Below are 22,436 nucleotides of genomic sequence, written 5' to 3'. Positions count from 1 at the left end.
TAACAGCTTCTCTGACTCTTTAATAAAAATTTTATAATGCTTTGAGTTTATGTATGTCAGAAGAATTACTTATTAATGTCACGCCTATGGAGTGTCGGGTGGCATTAATCGAAAATGGAACTGTTAATGAGCTGTATGTCGAGCGTACAGTCAAGCGCGGTCTAGTCGGCAATATTTACAAGGGTAAAGTCGTGCGAGTGCTTCCGGGCATGCAAGCAGCTTTTGTTGATATCGGTTTATCCCGAACAGCCTTTTTACATATCAATGATATGGTTTGGCCTCGTTCACAGCCCACCCCAAACGTTTTTGAACTCTTACATCCCGGTCAAACCCTGACCGTTCAAGTCATGAAAGATATGTTAGGAACGAAAGGGGCACGTCTGAGTACAGATCTTTCAATTCCTTCTCGTTATCTGGTTCTCATGCCATATGGTAACCATATTGGCGTATCGCAGCGTATTGAGTCCGAAGAAGAGCGAGATCGACTACGTAATATTATCGAAAGTATTCAATCTGAACATAATCTGCCAGGTAGCGTGATTGTACGTACAGCTGCCGAAGGTGTGGATGAGGCAGAAATTGCACGGGATATGTGCTATCTGAGTAAATTATGGGAATACATCCAACGTAAGCAGATTGATGTTGCAGTTCCTTCCTTAATTTTTGAAGAGCTTCCATTACCTCAGCGTATTATTCGAGATTTAGCAAGCGAAGAGACTGCAAAGATTTATGTCGATTCGAGAGAAATTCATGCCAAGCTTCTTGAGTTTGTTGAAGAATTTGTTCCGAATATGCAAAGTCGGCTCATTCATTATCCAGGTGAGCGACCGCTATTTGATCTCTATAACGTTGAAGAAGATATCCAGAAAGCCCTTCAAACACGCGTTGCTTTGAAATCGGGTGGTTATCTGATGATTGACCAGACTGAAGCCATGACGACAATTGACGTTAATACTGGCTCATATGTTGGCGGTCGTAGTCTTGAAGACACCGTTTTTAAAACCAATATGGAAGCGACTCAAGTCATCGCACGTCAACTTAGACTGCGTAATTTGGGTGGTATTCTCATTATTGATTTTATTGACATGCAAGAGGCAACTCACCGTGAAGAGGTGATGCGTCAGTTTGAAAAAATGCTTGAGCGTGATCACGCCAAGACCAAAATCACTCAGGTATCAGAACTTGGTCTGGTCGAAATGACTCGTAAACGAACACGTGAATCGTTAGAACATTTGCTGTGTGAGTCGTGTCCAACGTGCCAAGGACGTGGTTTTGTCAAAACAGCAGAGACAGTGTGTTACGAAATATTTCGTGAGATATTACGATATACCCGCGCATTTGAGTCAACGAGTGGCTTTACTGTTGTTGCTCACCCTTCTGTGATTGACCGATTATTAACAGCAGAAGCACCCGCAGTGGCTGATTTAGAGCATTTTATTAACCGTGTCATTAAATTTCAGGTCGAAAATTTATATACGCAAGAGCAATACGATATCATTTTAAGTTAAAGTTGTAACAAGATATCGCTTAATCCTTGTTACAACTGAAATTTTACTTTCATTCATGAATTTTAAATACTACTTACATACAGTAGCCCTAGACGTTCTCCCTATTTAACGTCTTAGCAAACAATAAGAGGTATAACCCATGAATGTAAGTGAAAACTTAATTAGCAACGGTCTTAAACATGTTTTAGAAAGCACGCCAGTAAATAGCTGCTATATGTTGAATGACCAAGGTAAAGAAGTACCGATCACAACTGCAATGATTCGTTCAGTATGTCATCAGTTGCTTAACCAGTGCCGCACAATCAAAAAATAAGGGGCCAATTCAAAGCCCCTTAACTTTTCTAACTTGCTGAATGATGTTTCAGTTGTTTCTCTGCAATAATTTCTTCAAAACGTTGAATCTCATCTTCTAAATGAGTCAAAAGATTTTGCATTTTTGGCAAAGCATTTCGACAAGCTGTTAATCCCACTTCAAGCTTATCTAAATAACTGGTCATGGTAATATTTAAAGCTTGTCCATCCATGACAATCGAAGCAGGGTAGAGAGCGTCTAATTTCGCGCCATTCCAATAAAGTGGCTCACGTGGCCCTGGTACATTGGAAATCACTAAATTGAACGCCTGACGCTTAGGAAGCATTCCTGACATGATGTTTAATCCTGCTGGACCATAAACAACCGCGCTATAGTTTAAAATTTCATTAGCAGTCATACGGCTAAAGCGTTGCTTTGAGTTTTGCATGCTGCGACGAATAATTTCTAGACGTTCTAACGGTTGGTCTTTATGAGTCCCTAAATTTGCCAGAATCATAGTAATTCGGTTACTCATATCAGAATCATCTGTGCGTAATGAAGCTGGAACCATGGCAATAAGTGGCTTTTTAGGTAAGCTATTTTGACTAATCAAATATTCACGTAAAGCACCAGAACATACTGCTAGTACAACATCGTTAATCGTTACACCTAATGCTTTTGAAATTTTTCTAAGGCGGCTCAATTCAAAGGATTGGGCAGCAAAACGACGTGAAGCACTTACTCTTTGGTTCAAAATTGAAATTGGCGCCTGAAAGGTAGAGACATAATCAGGATTTTTGCCCATTTCTTTAAATATAGTCTGAGATAACTCTTGCATTACTTTAGGAGCTATATCCAGTTGAGACTTAATGCCTCCTAAAATACTCTTAATTTTACTTGTACTTGGAGTAGGCACTTTTAGGCGTTTAGTTCTTTTGCTCTCAACACACCATAAAGGAACTACGTGTTTCTCTTCTGGTGTCTTTGAAAGTGATTTTTCAATCAAACGCATACCCGCAACGCCATCAACCATTGCATGATGGATTTTAAAATACATGGCAAAACGGTTGCCTTCGATTCCTTCAATAATGTCACAGGTCCAAAGCGGCTTGGCACGGTCAATTAATGAGCTGTGTTGTTGCGAGATATAAACCAGAAGTTCACGAATACGCCCAGGATGAGGTAAAGCAATGTGGCGAAAGTGATGATCGATATCGAACTCTTCATCCTCATCCCAAAATAGACCATTTAAACGGTTATTGAAGGGAGGAATAGGAATGCTTTTTGAGCGTTTAATATCTTCTACTAAATCATGTACAAAGGTTTCAGGTGCATTTTCAGGAATTTCAAATAAAAATAATCCACCGACATGCATGGGTTGCTGTCTTTTTTCAAGTGACAGAAAAATGAAATCAATTGGGTGTAATGGACGCATAAATCATTGTGCCTCATGCATTTTTCTAAGAAGCCCTTATCTGAGCTCTTATTAGAATTATAGAACCGTAAAATTAAGTATATAGCGTTTAGAGTAGAGAAAATATGACTTTGTGTACGTAACATGACATAAAAAAAACCACTGATTTGCCAGTGGTTTTTTGATATCAAACTACTTTTTCATGTTGCCTGCATGTAATCCGCACTCTTTTTGAGTCGCTTCTTCCCACCACCAGCGTCCTTCACGTTCATGTTGGTTCGGTAATACAGCTCGTGTACATGGTTCACAACCAATAGAAACAAAACCACGTTCGTGTAGAGGGTTATATGGAATTTCCATCATACGGATGTAACTCCATACTTCGGCACTTGTCCAATTCGCTAGAGGATTATATTTAATAAGTTGTTTATCTGGACCAGAGAAGCCAGCATCAGCTTGTACCACTGGAATTTCTGTACGTGTACCAGGACTTTGGTCTTTACGTTGACCAGTAATCCAGCCATCTAAAGTTGCAAGTTTTTTACGCAAAGGCTGAACTTTTCGAATACCACAACATTCCTGATGCCCATCTGTAAAAAAGCTGAATAAACCTTTTTCGTTTACCATGTTTTGAACAGCTTCAGATTCAGGAAAGCAGATTTCGATATTAATATTGTAGTGTTTACGGACAGTTTCAATAAATTGATACGTTTCAGCATGGAGTCGGCCCGTGTCGAGACTAAAGACACGGAAAGGCTTACCCAAACGTGAAGCAATATCAATTAAGACAACATCTTCTGCTCCCGAAAAAGAAATTGCAATTTCACCTTGTTGGCTTAAGGCAAGTTCTAAAATTTCCCGAGGGCTTTTGGTTGCATACTCAGCAGCAAGAGCATCTACGATATCAATAGTCGGAATAACGGTCATGTGTGTTCCTGGCAAAAGGCTTGGGCGCATTGAGTTATGAAAAATATTCTAAAGGATAGTTGATAAACTGCTTAGCACTTTAATTTCAATCCTTATGAATAAAATTGATTTGATCAATAACAACGCAAAACTGAAAATCTTAATGGTATGATACAGCAATTTTTAACCAACGTTGGAAGCATTCATGGAAATCGTATGCCTAGATCTTGAAGGGGTTTTAGTTCCTGAAATCTGGATCAATTTCGCTAAAAAAACAGGGATTAAAGAACTCGAGGCTACAACTCGTGATATTCCGGATTATGATGTTTTAATGACTCAGCGTCTTAATATTTTAAAACAACACGGTCTAGGCCTAAATGACATTCAAGAAGTCATTGCTGAGATGGGGCCTTTACCTGGTGCAAAAGAATTTGTTGAGTGGGTGAGTACTCATTTCCAACTCGTGATCTTGTCAGATACCTTCTATGAGTTTGCGCATCCTTTAATGAAGCAATTGGGTTGGCCAACAATTTTCTGTCATAAGCTAGAGACAGATGAAAAAGGAATGATTACGGCTTATAAGCTACGTCAACCTGATCAAAAACGTGAGTCGGTTAAGGCACTACATGGCTTAAATTTCCGTGTTATTGCTGCTGGTGATTCGTATAACGATACAACCATGCTGGGTGAAGCTGACCATGGTTTCTTGTTTGATGCACCTGCAAACGTAATTGCTGAGTTCCCGCAATTCCCTGCAATTCACGGATATGATGCCTTAAAAGAAGCAATCCGTTCAGTTTCAAAGCGTAGCATTCCAGCTTAAGAAATAAATAATAAAAAAGGCGCTTTAAGCGCCTTTTTTATATGAATAGTTTTGAAACTTAGAATTTATAACCAAGTTTTAAACCGTAAGCGATTGCATTGTTGTCAGAGAACTCTGCAACATATTCATCACTACCTGCTTGCGCACCTGTTTGAGCTTTGGCATCACCCAACCAGAAGTATTTTACACCACCGGCAATAAATGTTTGTGGAGTAGGGCTATATTGAACACCTAAACCTACGTTCCAGTAACCTTCTGTTGGTCCTAATGTTGTTATAGGATTACCTGCACCAGAGTCCCAACCTACAGACACATTACCAGCCCACTTGTCGGTAAGTTTACGGCCTACACCCGCGTTCACAGACCATTGGTCATCAGCATATTCAACTAGGTTGAAGCCATTTGGACGTCCAACAAGACCACCTACAGCTTCTGAGACTTTGCCAAATTTATATGGTTGAATTGAGAAATCTTTCCAGTTCACCCAACGTACATTGGCAAACGCAACTGTATCAGCCATGACACCTGTTTGGAAATCAAGGTTAACAGACTGTGGTGTTGTAATTGTAGTTTTACCAGATGAGTTAATTGCTTGAAGTTTAGAAGCAGGAACATCTAAACCAGCAAGTACTGAAGTAAGACCAGGGAAATTTAATATAGATAAATTTTCATTAATATCCACTTTATGATCAATTTCAGAACGGTAAGTTACAGATGCTTTAAGTGCAATTTCAGGAATTTGATAAGCTGCGCCTGCTAACCAACCCGCGCCTGTTGTTTCTTTAATATTTGCATCATAACCATTATAAAGACTATAAGCTTGACCTCGTAAACTTACATTACCTTTAATTGTTTGTAATACAGGACCAGCGTAGAAATTGAAGTTTTGAGTCGGTTGGAAACCAAAAACAAAAGATAAGTTTTGTGTATCAACTTTAACTTTAGTTCCGCCCCTACCTAAATAATTATTTGCTGCATTAATAGCCGCTTGGGTGTTTTGTAGTGCTGTTAGTCCTGCACCTACAGTTGTATTTCCACCTGCAGCAACTTTTTGTAATGCGCCTAAGATCTCAGTTTGAGTTGGTTTTGTAGGATCACCGCCAGTAGTATTCGTCACATCTATAAGAGCTGGTGTAAATGCTGATCCAGATGCTTGAACTAATTTTTTAATTGAGCTGGTTGCTAACTCACCTAATGCCTTTTGACTTAAAATAGTATCAGTGCCTGGATTCGAAACGAATACATTATTACCTGAATATTCTGCATCTGCTCCAAATGGTTGATCATAGAGTAGACCGAAAGAGAATTTATCATTGAGTTGTAATTTTAATGCCGCACTTGGGAAATAATAATCATTACCCATGTCACTAATATCACGGCGAGTTGCGCTTGATCCTGCTTCTTTACCCGCTACATCTGGGTCTAAAACCGAAATACCAGCTTCAAAGTAGTTACCAGGCTGCAAAAATGCAGACATTGATTGTCCAGAGCGATCCAATGCTGCTGCAAAAACCCCAGTTGCAGGCAGCGTTGCTAAAATCATTGCAGTGCTCAGATGTTTTAATTTCATTTTAATCTTTCCTTGAACTTCAAGACATTTTTTTAAAAGTAACAGAGTTAAACCGTTTAAACTGTGTTGCCTTCAAAGCCTTTAATTACAACTTATAAAAGCTTTGATAACTCCATGTAACAAAAATAGCATAATTACAATAAGAGTAAATCTGTTATATGAACTGAGCAGCACTCATTTTTTATACAAATAAGGTCAATAATGGATGAAATATGAAGGAATATTTTCATTGGTAAATTATTTTAATTAATTGATATTTATATTTTTAATCTATTAATAAAGTAGTTTGTTCTAGTGACATTTTTGTCACAAATCCAAGAAAAATGGTCAAAGATTTTTTTGTAAAAATATGAATTAATTGATTATGAAATGAGTATTAGTTGTCATTTTTACTTGATAAGTCTAGTTTCTCTACATCTGTATATTATTGATTCAGTTTTATATTCTTAATTTTATAAAAAAGTTTACCTCTATTTTTTTACCATTTGATCTATTTTTTGAGCAAATTTAGACTTTCTATTTGAGAGGTTCAGCAAGAGAATAACCGAAAATAATAAGCTAGATTCGATTATTCATTTTTTAGAGCTAAAACACAGCGTTAGAGTGGGTATAACTTTTCATCAAACTCTTCAAGTTTTGGAAACTTTAATGGTTCTAGTTGGTCCAGGTGAGTGAGATAAGTCACGTAGTCTTCGAGGTGGGTTTCTCTGGCCTCTTGGCTAATGTAGGGGACGTGGTAGGCAGTGAATGGTGGTAGAACTTCAAAACCAGCATATGCCAAAGTACCGCGTTGGATTGGGGATAGATAATGTTCGATTGGACCGTGAATAGCGTTTTCCCCAAACATGTGTGTTCTACCACCGAGTGTTAAACACAACATCGCTTTTTTACCAGCCATTCCACCGTGGTTATAAAAGCGTTTACCACCGTAAAAGAGCCCTGAAACAAATACACGATCAATCCAGCCTTTTAAAATTGCTGGTACAGAGGTCCAGTAAAGTGGGAAATTTAAAATGACTAAATCAGCTTTTTTTACCTTTTCAATTTCTGCCTGAATATCAGGAGCTAGAAGTTGATTTTTACTGGCATTTCTTTGTTCTAGAGCATAGTTAAAATAGTCAGGCTGATTGAGCTCTAAAAAATCCTCTTTGGATGCAATAGGGTTAAATTGCATGGCATATAAATCTGAAACCTCTACGCGATGTCCCAATTTTTCTAGAGTTTGCTTTGCTGTACTTTTTAGAGCAGTGGTAAAAGATTGTGGTTCTGGGTGGGCATGGACAATCAGGATATTCATAGGGGCACCTGTGTTTTTCAGAAATTGTACTGTTTAGTGCAATTAAGCGGATTTTGCTTTGAATGACTATGCATCAATTTAAAAGGATGGCATAGTTCATGAACTGACAGTTTTTACCATTTCGCGCCATTTATTTTGCTCAATGGGTTACTCATGAATCCAGAATTACCCGGAACTTATATTAACTTAATCGTCGAGACTGTTAAGCGGTGGGGGGTCTCTTGTGAGCAGCTTTTAGATGGAAGCGGCATAACAGTAGATCAATTAAAAAAACCATATTGGTATGTTGAGTTTAATACCTTAAATCAGCTCATTGAGCGGGCCATCGAGTTGTGCAAAGAGCCTGCATTAGCGGGGTATTTGGCTTTAGAAATGACTGCTTCATGTTATGGTTCAGTCGGAATGGCTGCCATAGTTTCTCCAAATTTAGGGGAAGCCTTGAAAATTCTTGAACAGTTCATTGGGTCACGTTGTGAGGTTTTTAAACCAGAATTAAAACAAAAAAATAATTATGCATATTGGTTCATTCATCAGCCTGTAAAGGAATTTCAGTTGAGTCCAAATGCCAACATTTTTTTATTGGTAGGCTTTGTTCAAATTGCAAAAAATTTAACAGGCTTATCCAATTTAGGGAAAGTTGAATTACAAATGCCGGAACCGATAGGTTTTGCTCAAATAAGTAGTCAATTGGCAGTCACTTGTTTATTTAATCAAAAACGCAACAGCTGGATATTTTCAAAAGACTATTTAGCACAGCCTGTATTAACGGCAGACCCAATGTTGGCGCCTTTAGTAAATGCACAATGCAAGCGAGATATAGAAAAATTAAAGTTACGCAGTGGCTGGAAATGGCAAGTCAAACAAGTTGCTGAAAAATTACTTGTAAATGGTGAGATTGAGACATTAAAGGTAGGGCAAGTGGCTCAAGTCATGAATATTTCAGAGCGAACTTTGCAACGATATTTAGCCATTGAAAATACAAGTTTTACTATCTTAGTTGACTCACTTAAAAAGCAACATGCCCAGAAACTTTTAGCTCAAAATAACATGTCGATTGAAAAAGTAGCTTTAACTTTAGGTTATGCCGAGACTTCTCATTTTACCCGTGCGTTTAAGCGTTGGATGGGAGTCACACCCAAGTATTTTAAGACCCACAGCAAAATGGATGAATTGAGTTCACATTTGGGTTAGAGAGGCCACTGATTTAATTGCATGGCCTCTCTGATTCGAGAGCTTTAAGTTGTTTGTTCTGGCTTAGATGAGAGTGATTCAATTACTTCAAAATAGCTAGGTGGTGCTGGAACATGGCCACGATCTCTCAATAAACGATGCATACGTGGTAGTTTGAAGTAGGGCACCGAAGCCATTAAATGGTGTTCCATGTGGTAATTGACATGAATAGGGGCCACAAAGCTTCTAGCAATCCAACCTGCACGTGTTGTACGGGTATTGGTTAAAGCCGTATTGCTCGTTTGCATTCCTGCATGTTCGGCCATTGAGCGAATTCTTAAAAATAATGGAAATGGGGTCAAATAAGCTAAAGGCCATAACCAATAAAAACGTTGCTGACCAAATGCCTTTAAAACACCATAAAGAGCTGCGTTGGTTGCAATGGCTCCACTACTGTTTTTTACAAGATTTTTTGCATAATCAACAAGATGTTTATTGCTGCGGTCTAACCAGACTTGATCATTTGCAACAGTCCATTTCATTAAATCGAGATCCATTAACACTCGACCAAAGCTAAACTTTAATCCCGTCATACCTGTTAAGTCGCGTAAGAATTTACGGGTAATAGATTTTTTGCTTACGGGAAAAACCGACACTAACGAAAGATCGGGATCATCTGGAGTAGAGGTTTTTGCATGATGGCGAACGTGATGTACGCGATATTTTTGTAGATCATTCCAGATTGGGCGGCCGCATAGCCATTCGCCTACAAAGTCATTTATTTTTTTATTTTTAAATAAGCTTTTATGTGATGCATCATGCATCAAAATAGCTAGACATAATTGGCGACCAGCCAATATTGCCAAGGCAAGCATACAAGCAAGTAATTTGCCCCAGCTAGGTAAGTAATCCCACATCATGATTAAGCTCGCAAATGTTCCCCCAATAACCGCCCATGTACTTGCAACAGCCCAAGCGCCGTAAGCATCTGAAGGCTCCGTGAGTTCTTGTATTTCTTCTCTGCTAAATAGATCGGTAACACTCACCTGTGTATTCATTTTTATTCTCCCAAATCAGATTTTGGTATCCATATTTTATATTACCAATATAATCATAAAATTTTAAAAGTTGTAATATTTGTTTGTAAAAAAATAAATCGCTCTTTAATGTGTTAATTCATTTTCATAAAGTTTTTGCCACAGCTTTTGTCCAATCGAGTCTAGCTGTTGTACATTTTGAGCAAATTGATTGCGGGCATGTTCATTAACAAAAGGAGAGGGCAGCAAAGGATCATTCATTAATAAAGTAATGGTTTCTCGTCCTAGTAACAATGCTTGAGCAGCAGCGTCATTGAGCGGTAATTTTTCATATTTTAAAAGCCACTGCTGAATATCTTGGCTATAGTTTTTGTAGTTTAATTCGAGTTGTTTGGTATCCCATAAAGAAGCAATCAACTGAAGGCTTTTTGAGTCAAATTTTTGAATAATAGAAATTTTGGCTTCAATTTCAAGGCCTGCTAAAACAAGTTCTTCACATGTTTTTTCGAAACTATAGGCCAAATTGTCAGGTCGAATATAAATACCGGTTTCGAGTTCTTTAAAGCCAAATTGACGTAATGCTCGTTCTCTCTTTTTTAAAGCGGTGCGATCTATGCGACCTAACGTACCTGTAAATACTGCAAGATAATGCTGTTGCCATTCTTTGGTTTGTTTAATGCCATTTTTGCGGTTCAAAATGATTTTTGCCCATTCTTTGGTTGATGGCGAAAGTTGATAAATACCGCGCTCGACACTTTCTATCATGCCTTCATTTAATAGCCGAGTCGTCGCAACTCGAATACCGTTGTCACTCATATTAAAAAGTTTAGCGGCAATCAATATTTGTTTAATGGTGAGCTGAGGATATGCTGAGGAAAGAAATAAATCGATAATAAGATGGCGTGCATTAATTTTGATATTTTTCATTCAGATAGAATTTTTGATATGAGCTGCATTTAATCACAATAATATCATGTTTTTTTAAGAGCTTTTTAAGATGATTTTGTAGAGTAAGAGGCGGCAAAAAAGTTTTATCTATAACAAGAGAAATTTTGGCAGTTCTTTACCAAGTTTTATCTTTTTACGATAGTTAACCCAAGTTTGTCATCATGATGTGATACATTATCGCACTTTAAATAAACTGCCTTTAACTAGGGGCAATAACCACAAACGTTAGAAATGATCTGATATTGAACATGTGTTAAGTCAAATTTGAGGCTTACCAATTGCGATAAAACAAATTTTAGATCGTTCTAGTGATTAACTTTCTTTGAGCAAGTTATGGAAAATTTTGAAGTTATAAAAGCACTGTTTCTAGGCTTTGTTGAAGGCTTAACTGAGTTTTTACCCATCTCGAGTACAGGCCATCTGATTTTATTTGGTCATATTATTGATTTCCATTCAGACGGTGGACGTGTATTTGAGGTCGTAATCCAGTTAGGTGCTATTTTGGCAGTGTGCTGGTTATACCGACAAAAAATTATTAATTTGATTAAAGGTTTTTTTAGTGGAGATGTCGAGTCTCGTCATTTCGCCATCAGTGTACTTATTGCATTTTTCCCTGCAGTCATTATTGGTGTTTTGGCCGTCGACTTTATTAAAAGTGTTTTGTTCAGCCCAATTGTGGTTGCTATTGCATTGATTGTTGGTGCTCTCATTATTTTCTGGGTTGAATCTAAGCAGTTTGAACATAAGACAGACGATGCGACCAAAATTACTTTTAAACAAGCACTTTTAGTCGGGCTTGCTCAATGTGTTGCCATGATTCCGGGGACTTCACGTTCAGGTGCAACGATTGTAGGAGGAATGTTTGCGGGCTTATCACGTAAGGCTGCTACAGAATTCTCTTTCTTCCTTGCAATGCCAACTATGTTGGGTGCAGCAACTTTTGACTTGATCAAAAATGCAGACGTACTTACCGCTGATAATATGATTAATATTGGAGTGGGCTTCGTTGCAGCCTTTATTGCCGCTTTATTTGTTGTAAAAGCATTAGTGCTATTTGTAGAGCGCCATACGTTACGTGTATTTGCATGGTATCGAATTGTATTGGGTGTAATTATTCTGATCGCAGCAATGTTCTTTAATTTATCGGCTTAAAATCTGATGAAGTGAAAAGCCTAGAATATTCTAGGCTTTTTTATGCCTAAAAATTGATTTGAATTGCCTATTTATACAAAGTAAACGTAAGACACATGTTTTCATTTTAGCTTCATTGTTATATTGATTATTAGATTACCTCTCGCAATAAAACTATGCCGCAAAATCATCTCACGGAAAATTTGGTCGACGCATTTTTACATTTGGCTCCAGCAGAAGGTCTTTATCCTACTTTTATCTCCAACATCACCTTGATGCGTGTTGATCACTCCACATCACCTGTTGCAGTGTTGCAAGAACCTTCAATTGTTTTAGTCATACAGGGAGTAAAGCGAGGGTATATTGGCAAAGATATTTTTCAATTTCGTCAGGGGCAGTGTTTATTCATTTCAATTGCCATTCCCTTTGATTGCGATACAGTAGTTGAAAATAATGAACCAATGTTGGCTATTGCAATAAAATTTGAATCGCAAATGATGGTTGATTTAGTAACTAAACTGGATAAAGAACAACAACTGGTTACCGAAGACTCTCAGTCAGGCGATTTAAAATTGAGCTGCGGGCTTAGAGTGATTGATATGAACGCGACTATTTCGGAAGTTGCTCTACGATTGCTTAATTTACTTCGCTCTAAACAAGATACTTTTATCTTGGGTGAACAAGTAAAAAGAGAATTGGTTTATCGTGTATTGCAGGCTTCTGGAGGAGAGTTCATAAAAAATTTATCTGCCATGGCAAGTCGAAACGGTGTGATTTATACAATCTGTGAAATTATTCAGCGTGATTATTATCGTAATTTAACGGTTCAAGAGCTGGCGAAACAAGCGGGAATGAGCATATCGCTTTTTCACCAAACTTTTAAAAAAGTGACAAATTATTCTCCTTTACAGTACATCAAAATTACTCGACTGCATAAAGCACGTGAGTTGATCATGAACAACAAAATGGGCGTATCAGAAGCAGCCTATGAAGTCGGTTATGTCAGTGCCTCACAATTTAGTCGAGAATTTAAACGACTGTTTGGAATTCCACCTAAGTCTTCGATTATTTAACTTAGATCAGTGTTTTTAAAATATAAATCAAACATGGAGCATATAAATGACCCTTCCAACCACTATGAAAATTATTGAAATTACCGCTCCAGGTGGACCTGAGGTTCTAAAAGTTCAAGAGGCTAATATTCCGGTACCTCAAGCAGATGAAGTCTTAATTGAGGTAAAGGCTGCGGGAATTAACCGCCCTGACGTGTTACAGCGTATGGGGCTATATCCGATGCCTAAAGGTGTTACTCAAATACCGGGACTAGAAGTTGCTGGCGTGGTGGTTGCGGTAGGTGACCAAGTGCAACAGTTCAAAGTCGGAGATAAAGTTTGTGCTTTAACAAACGGTGGTGGTTATGCACAGTACTGTGCAGTTGCTGCGACACAAGTATTACCAATACCTGAAAATTTATCGTTTACTCAAGCCGCTGCTATTCCAGAAACGTTCTTCACAGTTTGGGCCAATCTGTTTGATATTGGTCGTTTAAAGGCAAATGAAACAGCATTGATTCACGGAGGGGCGAGTGGCATTGGCACCACTGCTTTAGCCATCTGTCATGCTTTAGGGATTAAAACTTTTGCTACGGTTGGAAGCGAAGATAAAGTTGAGGCACTCTCTGATTTGACCACTGCAATTAACTATAAAACCCAAGATTTTGAGCAAGAAATTTTGAAACACACCCAAGACCAAGGTGTTGATGTTATTTTGGATATTGTGGGTGGCTCTTATTTCCAGAAAAATTTAAATCTATTAAAACGTGATGGTCGACTTGTCATTATTGGTTTTATGGGGGGGCGAATCGCAAAAGAATTTGATTTACAAAAACTGATTTTAAAACGTGCCACAATTACGGGTTCAACGATGCGAGCGCGTACTAGCGAAGAAAAAGCACAAATTGCCCAATCTTTGCATGAGCATGTGTGGCCATTACTGGCACAAGGTAAGTGTTTACCGCAAATCTATAAAACGTATGCTTTTTCAGATGTACAAAGTGCTCATGAATGTATGGAGCAGGGTGATCACATCGGAAAGATCGTTTTAGAAATGAATGCGTAAAGCTGTAATCACTAAAGTTTAGGTGAATGATAGGTTTGCCTAAACTGAATTTTATAATTTTAAACTCTGCCTATTTCTCTATAAAAATTGCCAAATTCTATTGGCAGATTGCACCAGTTCTATGACTTCACCTATAAATTGAGTAAGAAATAAGAATTGGCTCTTAATTTATTATTTCTTTCCATACTGATGAAAAAGGATAGTAACAATGAATACCGCAAATATTGATGATAAAAATCCTACTCCAGATTTGGCTGAAGATAATGCCTTTTTCCCATCACCTTATTCACTGAGTCAATATACTGCTCCAAAAACAGATTACGATGGAACTACATACTCAACGCCGTATACGGGCAGTAAAAAAATCTTAGTGATTGCAACCGATGAACGTTATATTCAAATGCAAAACGGCAAGTTTTTTTCTACTGGGAATCATCCTGTTGAAATGCTTTTACCGATGTTTCATTTAGATAATGCTGGCTTTGAAATTGATGTTGCGACACTTTCAGGTAATCCAGCTAAGCTTGAAATGTGGGCGATGCCAAAGCAAGAACAGGTTGTATTAGACACTTTTCAAAAATATGCAGACAAGTTAAAAAATCCTCTGAAACTCTCAGATATTTTAGAAAATGTAGTAGGGGAAAATTCACCTTATGCGGCTGTCTTTATTCCAGGTGGGCATGGTGCATTAGCTAAGATTCCACATAGCCTTGAAGTAAAAAAAGTCCTTAAATGGGCAGTTGAACAAGATAAATTTATTATTACCTTATGTCATGGGCCTGCTGCGTTATTGGCTGCGGCTGTAGACGAAGCGCCTGAAAACTATATTTTCAAAGGTTATCAAATTTGTGTATTCCCTGATGCTTTAGATGCAGGGGCGAATATCGATATTGGCTATATGCCGGGCGCGTTACCTTGGTTAGTTGGTGAAAACCTTGAAAAATTAGGCGTAGAGATTTTGAATAGTGGCATTACAGGACAATGTCATAGAGACCGTAGATTGTTAACAGGCGATAGCCCACTTGCTTCTAATAATTTAGGAAAACTTGCAGCTGAAACATTGTTGGCTGAAGTGAAGGATTAAGTATATTGTTTTATCGAAATAGGGCTTTTATTAAGTCCTATTTTTTTATAAAAAATTTTAAAAAACAGCTCTTTTATAATTTAATTAAGATTTATTAATAATAAATAAAATCTATGACAGTGATAGAGAATTTAAAAAATGTAATTAATTTATGTATTTAAAAATAGCCTATATTTATAAATGTTGATTTATTAGGCAATAGTGTTATCTTTTGTAGAAAGATCGTTCTTTCTATGTAGGAACATCTTTTTAAAAAGAAATTAAATGAGGATTTTATAAAATGTTTATGAAAAACAGTGTATTGAAACTATTATTTCCAGTATTTGTTGTAGCCGGAGGATTAATGATATCAGGTTGTGAAACTGAGCAAACTTCTCAAAACAATTCAATGGTGGGATATGCACAGGAACAAGCAAAGGCACAAGCTGAATTTGCAAATCAACAACAGTTAGAAAAATCATCTTTACCTGAAGTTAAAGTGATAGCCGATGGGTCGGTTCAATCAATCAATACACAAAAGTAAGCTTTTTCAGTAATAGAAATAATCAATGTAAGCCCTCTAAAAAGAAAATAGTTTCTTTTGCTAGAGAATAAAAACTGTATAAAAAAATAATGGAATTTTAAAGTATGAAAAAAATAGCCAGTATATTTATACATAGTCTATGGCTATGTATAGGGGGAATGTTGAGCTTGTTAAGCCAACTGACCTACGCAGCACCAGATATTGTTGCACAAAACTATTCTGCTTCGCGTTCGCCTGGAATTCAATCATGTACTGTAGGTTATGATTTAATGGCGGGTGATATAAGTTATGGACAAAATTTAATTACAGGAGCTTTACCTTTTAGTCTTAATTATAAAGCACCTTTACGTCAAAATCTTTCCTCAGCACAAGTATTCGCTCAACCTGAAGAAAGTTCTCTGGGGTGGACTGATAATTATCAAGCTCACGTTCTTATACAAAATTTGAGTTTTACTACTAAAGAATATCAAAATTTCTCAGCAACCCAAATTACATCTAATCCTGTAAGCTATTATCTTCAAACAAATACTCCTGTAACCACAACTGTCTCTGCTAAAGAAATTATCGTTAGGTTGCCTGGAGAAAGTGTTGACACTATTTTTAAAGAGCAAGATGGTAGTTTTACACGCTTATATTCAGCAGATGGTTTTAGGGATTTAAATAACTATGGAATGGATCAGTTACCCTGGAATTCGGATTTAGGCGAATATCAACTGAGTCGCTCCGGTAATAATCTTATTATTATAAAAAATGGAGTAAAATATACTATAACTGATACTTCTTATACGATGTCTCCACAGCAGAGTAATACAAGTACAATAAATCTTTATGTTGATCCTTATGGATATTTGAGAACCACTACTGGTGAATGGAGTAGTAATGGATTATATCCAATAGCTATTTCTAATACCGCACCTTACATACAAACTACAGCAACGGTTTCAGTGGATTTGTATCGAGTAGCAAAAATTGAAGATCAAGGTCGTGTTCTAAATTTACAGTATGATAGTAAAATGAACCTGACTCAAGTCAATGATCAATATAATAATAAGTTAGTATTTGAGCATACTTTTCATGATACGGCGTTAGGCACTACACAAACTATTGATGAATCTCGTTTAATAACTAAGGTGACTTATACTGCTGCTCAAGGGGGCACGCAAGTTGCGACTTTTAATTACAAAGCTTATGCAAATAAGGTTCCAAGTACAGGAGCTGATACCACCGTATTTGCTTTAATTAGTTCAAGCTCAACTGTTGCAGGAAATTTCAGTTATGTGAATGAGATGACTGAAATAGGTGCAGTTAAAGCCTATGTTGCTTTTAAAGGTAGAACAGCGGATTCAAGCTATTATTATCCAGTATTAAGGCAGGTAAAAAATACTTCTGGTCAAATAGTGCGACAATGGGATGTAACTCAAAATTATGTGTTGAATGGAACAAGCTATTCAACTGCACAAACTACACTACGGTCATACACACCACTTTCGTCTGGAACAGCTCAAGACTTTACTACGGTATATGATGATAACGCTAAAACAATTAATTTAACGTTGCAGCTTGCTAATAGTACAGCAACTAGTTCTATTCAAAGTACAGTAAATGCAGATAATAGTTTGACTATTACAGCATCAGGTTATCCATGTTTAACATCTAATGGTACACCTGTAAGTAGCGCTGAGTTTAAAACAGATCGTAGTCGATTGGTGAAAGTTACCAATGCCAACAATGTCGCTACGAGTTATGAATATGATACGCAAGCGCGTATTACGGGGATAACTGATGCTGATGGCACCACGTTAAGCCGTAAAACGACATACACTTATGGTCTATTAAATAATAATGGTGTTAATTTATTTTTGACTCCAACGAGCGTTGTTACACCTAATCTTACTATTACTAATGTAGTTAACCCAAGAGGTCAGATTGTTACCCAAACTCAGGCTTCAAGTCAGACTGGAAGTACAAGTAAAGTAACTACGTATGGTTATGATGAAACGACAACAAGTAAACATTTTGGGCGTCTATTAAGTGTTGATGGACCACGCTCTGGTACAGCAGATAAAATCACTTATAGTTATGATGTTTACGGCAACCTAGCGAGCCAATCTCAAACAGTTAATGGTATTGCACGTGTAACTCAGTACTTGGGATACAATACATTTGGTGAGCCTGAACGAAACGTAAATCCAAATGGCCTTGTAAATCAATTTATTTATAATACTGATGGAACATTAAAAAGCCAAACTACTGGTGTTGGTGGAGCGACAGGTACTATTACAGGTCAAACAACCTCTTATACTTATAATACTCTTAAGCAAAAAATCAGTGAAACTACTCCAGATGCTGAGGTAACACAATTTGCATATGATCTAGCTGGTCAATTAATTCAAATTACATTACCAAATGGTAACCGTATTCAAAAAACTTACCATTCAATTGGAGCGGTGGCGAGTGAAAAGAGCGTTACCAGTGCGGGCTTAGTCGCTACAGAAAGTTATCAATATTTAGATACCAAAGGGCGAATTAGTAAAACTCAACAAGGCAGTGACTCTACACGTCAATACACTACTTTTATTTATGATAATAATGGTAATGTTATTCAAACTACGACTGCAGCAGGCCTGATTGAAAAATGGAGCTATGATGTACTTAACCGTGTAATTAGTCATACGGATGGCACAGGTAACATCGATACAAAAGGTTATGATGTTAACGATAATATCGTGCTTTCAAAAGATGCTTTAAATGCAGGAAGTAACCCGTTTAGTTATCGTAACGGTAATGTATTAACTCAAGAAGTTAATAGTGATTATGGAACCAAAGCTTACACTTATAACGAAGCAGATCAATTAATTCAGCGTTTACATGGTCCACGTAAGTGTAACTATAACACTCTAGATGAATTAGGCCGTTATAAGGCATTTGTATGTGCTGCAAATAGTGGAACTACAGCAAGCGAATACCAAGTGAATAATAATTACACCTACGACCAAAGCCGTTATGGTCGTCTTGATAAAGTTACAACTGGTGTGACGGGCTATGATGTAGATACTTTATATACATACGATGCATATGACCGAGTTACCCAAAAAGGTACCACTAACCAGTTGTTTAACCGTTATGCGAACACCCCTGGTAATACCTTCAATCTCAATTATGGCTATAGCACGGGCGGTAAACTCACTTCAATGACCTTACCATCTGGTCGTAGTGTTACCTATAGCTATAGCACAACGGGAATGCTGACGGGTATTAACTTAAACGGTAGTGCGCTTGTTCGTAGTATTAGCTATGACGGAGCTAACCGAGTTACAGGCTGGCAATGGGGAGCATCAGGTAACGCGGGTTACACTCAAAGTTATAATAATGATGGTTCTATAGCGGCTTTAACGAATAAGGATAATGCATCAGCAGTTAATTATTCATTAACTTATGCTTATGATAAAGATGGGCGTATTACTCTCGTTACTCGTAATAATGGAACTAAAGATGCTTATACCTATGATGCTGTAGACCGTTTACTTAGTGAAACCCGTACAACAGGTACAGCAGCGACTTATAGTATTAGCTATACCTATGACAAAAATGGCAATCGTTTAACTTTAAATGCTACGGGACAACACATGCAGCCTGCTGCAAGTGCTGCCTATACCTATACAGCTAACACAAATAAGTTAGCGAGTTTTACAAAAGGAGGCGTTGCACAGACTTTCAGTCATACTGCTAACAGTGAGCTAAGTTATGGTACTTATTTACCGACTTACGATTATGCAGGTCGTCGTAAAGTAGACCGTTCAAGCACAGATTACTATTACATGAACTACAACCATAAAAATGAACGTAGTTTTAGGGATAAAGTAGTTAATGGTGCTGTGGCTACAATGACTCAATACATCTACGATGAACAAAGTCATTTAATTGGAGAATATGACAAAACTGGAGCGCTTGTAGAATATGTGTGGATGGGCGACAAGCCAGTAGCAGCGATTTATGGCACTGGTGCGACAACCAAGATCTATTACATCGTTACAGATGCTCAAAACACTCCAAGACGTTTAGTTGATGGCGTAACTCATGCGGTAGTATGGAGTTGGGATTCGACAGCATTTGGTGTAGGTAACCCGACTGGATCAATCACGTTTAACTTACGTTTCCCAGGTCAATATTATGATGTGGGCACTAATCAGTTCTATAACCACAACCGTTTCTATAACCCAGAGCTGGGTCGTTATATGGAACCGGACCCGATTGGGTTAGAAGGTGGCTTAAATCCATATGCATATGCAGGTAGTAACCCAGTGATGAATATTGATCCGAGTGGGTTATCATTGACGCGAATGGATGACTTTATGATGGGAAATTCAATTGTTAATAATTTAAACAATATAGATCTGAATAGAGCGCAATTATCATTTGAAAGAATGGCTTCGAATCTTATTAATCAAGTTAGTAATGATAATTATCTGAAAAGTTTAAGTGTTAAAGATACAACTCAATTATCAAAATATTATCATAGTACTTTTTACCCAAATACTGCTCAAATACAACAAAGAGCGGAAAATTTACAGGCTGCTGGTACGGCTATAGATATATTCGCATTGGGATGTGCATCTACAGTGATATGTCTCCCTGTAGCAGGCGAAATCGGCGCGATTGGGGGGGCGGTTGGTGCATATGGCACTCTCCTAGATCAAAATGCTTCGGGCCCACAAAAAGCTATCAGTATAGCTGTACCTCCACTAGTATCATTAGGAGCAGTAAAGTTTATGACTACTATTCCAGAAGTTAAGGGTTTTGTAATAGATGCTTATGGTCTATATGTTGATAAAGTTACGGGAAAAACAATTGATGCAACATATGAATGTGTTAATTCAGACTGGAAGCAAAAAGGATGTAAATAAAATTAAATGATTTAATTAGGAGTAGATTTACAATGATGAAATCATTTTTTATATATAACTCTTCTGTTAAGAATTATATTTTATTAATATTAGGAATATTGATGATGGCATTATTAATTGCTATCTTTTATAAGGGAGGACTTAAAATTGATTTTGTACTTGCGACTATTGCAGGTTACTTTGTTATTTTTTTTGTATTAAAAAATTATAGATTTCCACTTATTCCAGAAGTTAAAGAAGATAGTGATGATCATCTGGTATATGCAAGATGTATATTACTAGTGGTTTTTCTTTTATCTTTATTTGTTTTAATGATTGGGGAATTACTCTGATTTTTTGATGAATAATCTTCTTGACCAACTAATCATTAATGATTAGTTGGTTTTTTTATAATGATTAACTGTATTTTAAATGGTTTTTATTGTTGATTGTGTTGGGTGTTTTTTGAAAATATAGAAAATTATTCAAACTCAAATCAATATTTTTTCTGTGAAAATCTGGTTATATTGCCAAAAGTAAATTTAAGGAATATTGAAAAATTTATAGAAAATATAATTAGTACATCTTATTTATTATCTTTTTCTACAAAAATAATCTAATAAAAGAACAAGAGGTAGGAAGTGAAAGAAACTTATCTTCTAATATATACAAGATATAAATTTCTAATATTTTTGATATATATATTAATTTCTAATCTTGGATTATTTATGCAATATACCAAGGAAGTTTTATCTATAACTTCCATTTTGGTTGTATTAACATCGACATTTTTTTGCTTATATGCTTGGTTTAATGGAACTTTTACCTTCGTATTTGCTATAGATGGTAATAGTAGTACAGGCGAGGTTTATAGAAGATGTTGTGTAATTCTTTTTAGCTCTTTGTTCTATGTATATACTTTAATTGATCCTTTTCTATAATCATTACTAGCATATTTATTTGGTAGATTATATGTGCGCCCTGTGGGACTCGAACCCACGTCGGTCGCTTAGGAGGCAACTGCTCTATCCAGTTAAGCTAAGGGCGCATAATTTTATGATTATAAACAAAAAAGCTATTGCTAAGGCAATGGCTTTTTCATGTTTTAAGTATTAAAACTTTAGCCATAGAGGGTAATAAAGATAAAGTTGAACCACTCCATGGTTTCATAACCACTTATGCCTTGTAGAAAAAACAGTTTATAACGCTAAAAAATCACAAAAAATTCATGTTGCTCTTTCTATGATCTGAAGCAAAACACGAAAAAGGTTTAAGGCAAGCAATCGGGTAGGTGAAGTTATTACCAGAGAGTTGTTTGTTAAAAATCAGATTTGGCTACCGTATAATTCAAAAGGGCATAACATGAAAAAAATTGCTGAACAGGACTTATCTAGAATTATTGAAATGGCATGGGAAGATCGGACTCCATTTGAAGCAATTGAGCGAGAGTATGGTTTAAGTGAAAGTGAAGTTATTCGTTTAATGAGATATAACCTGAAAACCAATAGTTTTAAACTCTGGCGCAAACGTATGGCAGGGCGTAAAACTAAACATCAGCAATTACGTTCACCAGAAATTGAACGAGCTTACTGTTCGCGTCAGTATAAATATGCATAACTTCTAATTTTATTATCGATGAAATTTTAATTTTTACAGCGCATAATTTTCTGATTATGAATAAAAAAGCCCCTGTCGAAACAGAGGCTTTTTTGTATTTAAGTATGAAATATAG

At 36.9% G+C, this 22,436-nt stretch carries 18 protein-coding genes and 1 tRNA gene; 12 read left to right on the top strand and 7 right to left on the bottom strand.

Going from position 1 to position 22,436, the window contains the following annotated elements:
- Positions 1 to 53 precede the first annotated feature (53 nt).
- Positions 54 to 1,508 (top strand): ribonuclease G, encoded by a 1,455-nt coding sequence (gene rng / locus RMB03_RS09815; RefSeq protein ID WP_004639058.1) that lies wholly within the window; start codon positions 54 to 56, stop codon positions 1,506 to 1,508.
- A 139-nt stretch (positions 1,509 to 1,647) separates the two neighbouring features.
- Positions 1,648 to 1,821: a PA1571 family protein gene (locus RMB03_RS09810; protein WP_002116397.1), complete on the top strand. Its 174-nt coding sequence runs from the start codon at positions 1,648 to 1,650 to the stop codon at positions 1,819 to 1,821.
- Positions 1,822 to 1,849: 28 nt separating this feature from the next.
- On the opposite strand, the gene RMB03_RS09805 is transcribed toward RMB03_RS09810, so the two are convergent.
- Entirely contained in the window at positions 1,850 to 3,235 is a 1,386-nt protein-coding gene (locus RMB03_RS09805; RefSeq protein ID WP_132071658.1) for a wax ester/triacylglycerol synthase family O-acyltransferase, read from the bottom strand.
- A 171-nt stretch (positions 3,236 to 3,406) separates the two neighbouring features.
- Complete coding sequence (locus tag RMB03_RS09800) at positions 3,407 to 4,141, bottom strand: phosphoadenylyl-sulfate reductase (RefSeq protein WP_004639063.1); 735 nt, start codon at positions 4,139 to 4,141, stop codon at positions 3,407 to 3,409.
- A gap of 184 nt (positions 4,142 to 4,325) precedes the next feature.
- Here RMB03_RS09800 and thrH point away from each other — a divergent pair, with 184 nt between their 5' ends.
- Positions 4,326 to 4,943 (top strand): bifunctional phosphoserine phosphatase/homoserine phosphotransferase ThrH, encoded by a 618-nt coding sequence (thrH, locus tag RMB03_RS09795; RefSeq protein ID WP_311075717.1) that lies wholly within the window; start codon positions 4,326 to 4,328, stop codon positions 4,941 to 4,943.
- Between the two features lie 58 nt (positions 4,944 to 5,001).
- Here thrH and RMB03_RS09790 read toward each other — a convergent pair whose 3' ends face one another.
- Together RMB03_RS09790 and RMB03_RS09785 are read right to left on the bottom strand one after the other, a co-directional pair.
- Positions 5,002 to 6,513, bottom strand: coding sequence for an outer membrane protein transport protein (locus RMB03_RS09790; protein WP_311075716.1), 1,512 nt, complete (start codon positions 6,511 to 6,513; stop codon positions 5,002 to 5,004).
- Positions 6,514 to 7,111: 598 nt separating this feature from the next.
- Positions 7,112 to 7,810 (bottom strand): NAD(P)H-dependent oxidoreductase, encoded by a 699-nt coding sequence (locus tag RMB03_RS09785; protein WP_311075713.1) that lies wholly within the window; start codon positions 7,808 to 7,810, stop codon positions 7,112 to 7,114.
- A gap of 153 nt (positions 7,811 to 7,963) precedes the next feature.
- Here RMB03_RS09785 and RMB03_RS09780 point away from each other — a divergent pair, with 153 nt between their 5' ends.
- Positions 7,964 to 9,001, top strand: coding sequence for an AraC family transcriptional regulator ligand-binding domain-containing protein (locus tag RMB03_RS09780; protein ID WP_311075712.1), 1,038 nt, complete (start codon positions 7,964 to 7,966; stop codon positions 8,999 to 9,001).
- A 44-nt stretch (positions 9,002 to 9,045) separates the two neighbouring features.
- Here the strand turns inward: RMB03_RS09780 and RMB03_RS09775 are convergent, their stop codons facing one another.
- Complete coding sequence (locus RMB03_RS09775) at positions 9,046 to 10,038, bottom strand: fatty acid desaturase family protein (protein ID WP_311075710.1); 993 nt, start codon at positions 10,036 to 10,038, stop codon at positions 9,046 to 9,048.
- Between the two features lie 105 nt (positions 10,039 to 10,143).
- The gene (locus tag RMB03_RS09770) at positions 10,144 to 10,944 is read right to left on the bottom strand and encodes a PaaX family transcriptional regulator C-terminal domain-containing protein (RefSeq protein ID WP_311075707.1); all 801 of its coding nucleotides are present in this window, start codon (positions 10,942 to 10,944) and stop codon (positions 10,144 to 10,146) included.
- Positions 10,945 to 11,298: 354 nt separating this feature from the next.
- Between RMB03_RS09770 and RMB03_RS09765 the strand changes: the two genes are divergently transcribed.
- The 7 genes from RMB03_RS09765 to RMB03_RS09735 all read left to right on the top strand — a co-directional run bounded on the left by RMB03_RS09765 (position 11,299) and on the right by RMB03_RS09735 (position 21,057).
- Positions 11,299 to 12,117, top strand: coding sequence for an undecaprenyl-diphosphate phosphatase (locus RMB03_RS09765; protein ID WP_005036395.1), 819 nt, complete (start codon positions 11,299 to 11,301; stop codon positions 12,115 to 12,117).
- A gap of 155 nt (positions 12,118 to 12,272) precedes the next feature.
- A complete protein-coding gene (locus RMB03_RS09760; protein ID WP_311075704.1) occupies positions 12,273 to 13,169 on the top strand; it encodes an AraC family transcriptional regulator in 897 nt (298 codons plus the stop codon).
- 46 nt (positions 13,170 to 13,215) lie between these two features.
- The gene (locus RMB03_RS09755; RefSeq protein WP_311075702.1) at positions 13,216 to 14,214 is read left to right on the top strand and encodes an NAD(P)H-quinone oxidoreductase; all 999 of its coding nucleotides are present in this window, start codon (positions 13,216 to 13,218) and stop codon (positions 14,212 to 14,214) included.
- Positions 14,215 to 14,422: 208 nt separating this feature from the next.
- A complete protein-coding gene (gene hchA / locus RMB03_RS09750; protein ID WP_311075700.1) occupies positions 14,423 to 15,298 on the top strand; it encodes a glyoxalase III HchA in 876 nt (291 codons plus the stop codon).
- Positions 15,299 to 15,578: 280 nt separating this feature from the next.
- Positions 15,579 to 15,821 (top strand): hypothetical protein, encoded by a 243-nt coding sequence (locus RMB03_RS09745; protein ID WP_311075698.1) that lies wholly within the window; start codon positions 15,579 to 15,581, stop codon positions 15,819 to 15,821.
- A gap of 104 nt (positions 15,822 to 15,925) precedes the next feature.
- Positions 15,926 to 20,725, top strand: a complete 4,800-nt coding sequence (locus tag RMB03_RS09740; RefSeq protein ID WP_311075696.1) for an RHS repeat-associated core domain-containing protein — start codon at positions 15,926 to 15,928, stop codon at positions 20,723 to 20,725.
- A 35-nt stretch (positions 20,726 to 20,760) separates the two neighbouring features.
- Positions 20,761 to 21,057, top strand: coding sequence for a hypothetical protein (locus RMB03_RS09735; RefSeq protein ID WP_034596049.1), 297 nt, complete (start codon positions 20,761 to 20,763; stop codon positions 21,055 to 21,057).
- A 622-nt stretch (positions 21,058 to 21,679) separates the two neighbouring features.
- Here RMB03_RS09735 and RMB03_RS09730 read toward each other — a convergent pair.
- Positions 21,680 to 21,752, bottom strand: a tRNA-Arg gene (locus RMB03_RS09730).
- 314 nt (positions 21,753 to 22,066) lie between these two features.
- Here RMB03_RS09730 and RMB03_RS09725 point away from each other — a divergent pair.
- On the top strand, positions 22,067 to 22,321 hold the full coding sequence (locus tag RMB03_RS09725; protein WP_004639076.1) for a TIGR03643 family protein: 255 nt from the start codon (positions 22,067 to 22,069) through the stop codon (positions 22,319 to 22,321).
- Positions 22,322 to 22,436 lie beyond the last annotated feature (115 nt).

Source organism: Acinetobacter sp. V91_7, from assembly GCF_031799075.1.
In the GTDB taxonomy this organism is placed as follows: Bacteria; Pseudomonadota; Gammaproteobacteria; order Pseudomonadales; family Moraxellaceae; genus Acinetobacter; species Acinetobacter calcoaceticus.
Note: the sequence above shows the minus strand (reverse complement) of the source record. Positions and strands in the feature narration are given on the sequence as shown.